At 75.2% G+C, this 3,376-nt stretch carries 2 protein-coding genes and 1 pseudogene; 1 reads left to right on the top strand and 2 read right to left on the bottom strand.

The window, feature by feature from the left end:
• Positions 1–709: pseudogene (locus ABT093_RS40635) on the top strand (transposase family protein); the annotation flags it as partial.
• A gap of 56 nt (positions 710–765) precedes the next feature.
• Here ABT093_RS40635 and ABT093_RS40640 read toward each other — a convergent pair.
• Positions 766–1,971 (bottom strand): alpha/beta fold hydrolase, encoded by a 1,206-nt coding sequence (locus tag ABT093_RS40640; protein WP_350572541.1) that lies wholly within the window; start codon positions 1,969–1,971, stop codon positions 766–768.
• Positions 1,968–3,152 (bottom strand): alanine racemase, encoded by a 1,185-nt coding sequence (alr, locus tag ABT093_RS40645; protein ID WP_350572542.1) that lies wholly within the window; start codon positions 3,150–3,152, stop codon positions 1,968–1,970. The genes ABT093_RS40640 and alr overlap by 4 nt, the downstream gene beginning before the upstream one ends.
• Positions 3,153–3,376 lie beyond the last annotated feature (224 nt).

The raw sequence follows: 3,376 nt of genomic DNA on the forward strand, positions 1-3,376 counted from the left end.
CGGCGAGCACCTTGGCCCGGTTGCGGGCCGCGTCGGCCCGCTCGCGGGGCGGCGGGCCGTCGGCCAGCGGGAGTTCCGTCGTCATGGGGAGCAACCTGCTGGTCGCGGTCCACTACCGGACCGACCTCACGATGCGGCAGCTCGCGCCGCTGTTCGGGGTCTCGACGGCGACGGTGTGCCGCGTCGTCCAGCGCCTCGGCCCGCTGCTGGCTCTCGAAGCCGCTGCCCGCCCGGCCGCGGGCGGGCAGAGGCTGTGGATCGTGGACGGCACCCTGATCCCGGTACGCGACCGTTCGGTGGGGGCTTCCAGCCGCAACTACCGGTTCTCCGCGAACGTGCGGGTCGTCATCGACGCCGACACCCGCCTCGTGGCCGCCACCGCCCGCCCCGTACCGGGCAACAAGGCCGACGCCCACGCCTGGCGCGCCTCCGGCCTGCCCGCCACCTGCGCCGGCGCCACCGTGCTCGCGGACGGCGCCCACCTCAACACCGGCCTGGTCGTCCCCCACCGCAAACGCGCCGGCCGCCCCCTGCCGCAGGCCCAGGAGGACGACAACGCCGAACACCGCCGCGTACGCGCCCGAGTCGAGCACGCCTTCGCCCGCATGAAGGACTACAAGATCCTCCGAGATGCCGGCAGGAAGGCGACGGCCCGCACCACGCGGTGCGGGCCGTCGCCCACATGCACAACCCCGCCCGAACCGCCTGAACCAGCAGGCCAGAACACACACCAACCTGCCCACACCCAGGCTTCTGCAACAAGCTTCAGGCCGGGGGTTCCACGGGGGCGGCGCCGCGGAAGCGGGCGGCCCGCTCGAACAGCTCGGCCAGCCGGCGGTCGACCACGTCCGGGCGCTCCAGCATCACCAGGTGGCCGGCGTCCTCGACCAGGACCAGCTCCGCGCCGGGCAGCCGTTCGGCCATCGCCTCGCCGTGGCCGGGCGGGGTCAGCAGGTCCTTGGTGCCGGTCAGCACCAGGACCGGGATGCCGCGCAGGGCGGCGAGGGCCTCGGTCTTCTCGTGCGCGGAGAACACCGGGTAGAACTCGGCCACCACGTCGATCGGGGTGGCGTCCAGCATCTGCTCGGCGAACCGGGCCACCCCGGGGTCGACGTCCTTGTCGCCGAAGGAGTAGCGCCGGTAGAAGACGGCGCTGACGTCAGCGCCCAGCCGGCGGGTCGCCTCCACCAGGCCCACCTGACGGCCGAGCAGCTTCATCATGCCCGGGGCGACCCGGCGGAACAGCTTGGCGCCCGCCTGCGGCAGGCCGAAGGTGACGGCGTCCCAGTTCCCGGCCAGGGTGCCGATCAGCGCCACGCCGGCGACCCGCTCGCGGAACAGCTCGGGGTGCTGGTCGGCCAGCGCCATCACCGTCATGCCGCCCATCGAGTGGCCGACCAGGACCAGCGGGCCGGTCGGCGCGACGGCGTCCAGCACGGCCTTGAGGTCGCCGCCCAGCTGGTCGATGCCGGCGGGCTCGCCGGCCAGGAAGGAGCGGGAGCGCTCGGAGCGGCCGTGGCTGCGCTGGTCCCAGAAGACCAGGCGCAGGCCGTCGCGGAACGCGGCGCGCTGGAAGTGCCAGCTGTCCTGGTTGAGGCAGTAGCCGTGGCAGAAGACCACGGTCAGCGGTTCGGGGCCGCCGTCCGCGCCGCCCGCGCCGCCCGGTCGGCCGGTGCCGTCCAGTTCGACGTAGAGCTCGGTGCCGTCCGCGGCGGCCACGGTGCGGGGGCGTCCGCGCAGCGAGCCGTACGGGGCCTTGGCGTCCAGCTCGGCGCGGGCCCGGCGGCGCATCGTCCGGCCGACCGTCAGCCGTTCGATCGCCACGCCGGCGGCGGCGCCGGCCGCGAGCACGCCGACCGAGATGCCGATCAGGCCGGCCCGGCTCACGCCGGTGGCCGCCCCGGCCGCCTTGACGGCGCGGGCCACCCCGCTCACCGCCTCGACCGGGTCGGCGCCGGCCTGCTCGCTCATCCGAGCAGGCCCCCGTCCGCGGCCTCGTCCAGGCCGCCGACGTAGCGGCGCGGCACCCGGGAGCCGATCCGGGTCACGATCTCGTAGGAGATGGTGCCGCAGGCGCGGCCCCAGTCCTCGGCGGTCGGCTCGCCGCGCTCGCCGTTGCCGAAGACGAGCACCTCCCCGCCGATCGGTGGGGTGTCGCCGCCGAGGTCGACGACGAACTGGTCCATCGCCACCCGGCCGGCCACGGTGCGCCACTTGCCGTCGACCTGCACCGGGCCGATGCCGCTGGCGTGCCGGGGGATGCCGTCGCCGTATCCGAGCGGGACGAGGCCCAGCGTGGTCGGGCCGGGGGTGGTGTAGTGGTGGCCGTAGCTGACGCCGTGGCCGCCGGGAACGTGCTTGACCAGGGCCAGCCGGGCGGTCAGCGACATCACCGGGCGCAGGCCGAAGTCGGCGGGCGAGCCGACGTCCGGGACCGGCGAGAGCCCGTACACCGCGAGGCCGGTGCGGACCATGTCGAAGTGCGACTGCGGGAGCAGCAGGGTGGCCGGCGAGTTGGCCAGGTGCCGGACCTCGGGGCGCAGGCCGGCCGCCTCGGCGGTGGCCAGGGCGGCGCGGTAGGCGTCCAGCTGGGCCTGGATGGAGGGGTGGCCCGGCTCGTCGGCGGCGGCGAAGTGCGACCAGACGCCGACCACGGTGAGCAGGCCGTCCAGCTCGGCGCGGCGGGCGGCGGCGACCAGCTCGGGCCAGTCGTGCGGCTGGCAGCCGTTGCGGCCGAGGCCGGTGTCGGCCTTGAGGTGGACCCGGGCCGGGACGCCGGTGGCGCGGACGGCGGCGAGCAGCTCGGTGAGCGCCCACTGGCCGCTGACGGAGATGTCGAGGTCCGCGAAGAGGGCCTCGCGCCAGGGGCCGCCGGGGGTCCACAGCCAGCAGAGGATGCGGGCCTGGTCCGGCCGGATGCCGCCGGCGCGCAGCGCGAGCGCCTCGTCCGGCGTGGCGGTGCCCAGCCAGCGGACTCCTGCGGCGACCGCCTCCCGGGCGCAGCGGACGGCGCCGTGCCCGTAGGCGTCCGCCTTGACCGCGGCCATCACCGTGGTTCCGCCGATGCGCTCGCGCAGCGCGTCGAGGTTGCCGCGCAGGGCGGCGAGATCGATGGTCACCTCGGCCCGCGCGCCTTCGGTGAGAGTGGCCATAACGGTCGTCTTCGCAGTTGTCATCAGGGTCAGTCTCCCAGACATCCCAGGGTCCTCGCCGAACGGCCCGTCGGCACCCCACCCCACGCAACCCCCCACCACACCTCCCGGACGCCCACGAATCACTCCACGGTTCCGCCCCCACCCCCGGCCCGCCCGGAATATGCAGACCGGTCTACATACATCCCTGTGGAGTGGGAAGTCGGCCGGGCCGACTTCCCACT

The sequence above is a fragment of the Kitasatospora sp. NPDC002551 genome, assembly GCF_040296005.1.
Lineage (GTDB): Bacteria > Actinomycetota > Actinomycetes > Streptomycetales > Streptomycetaceae > Kitasatospora.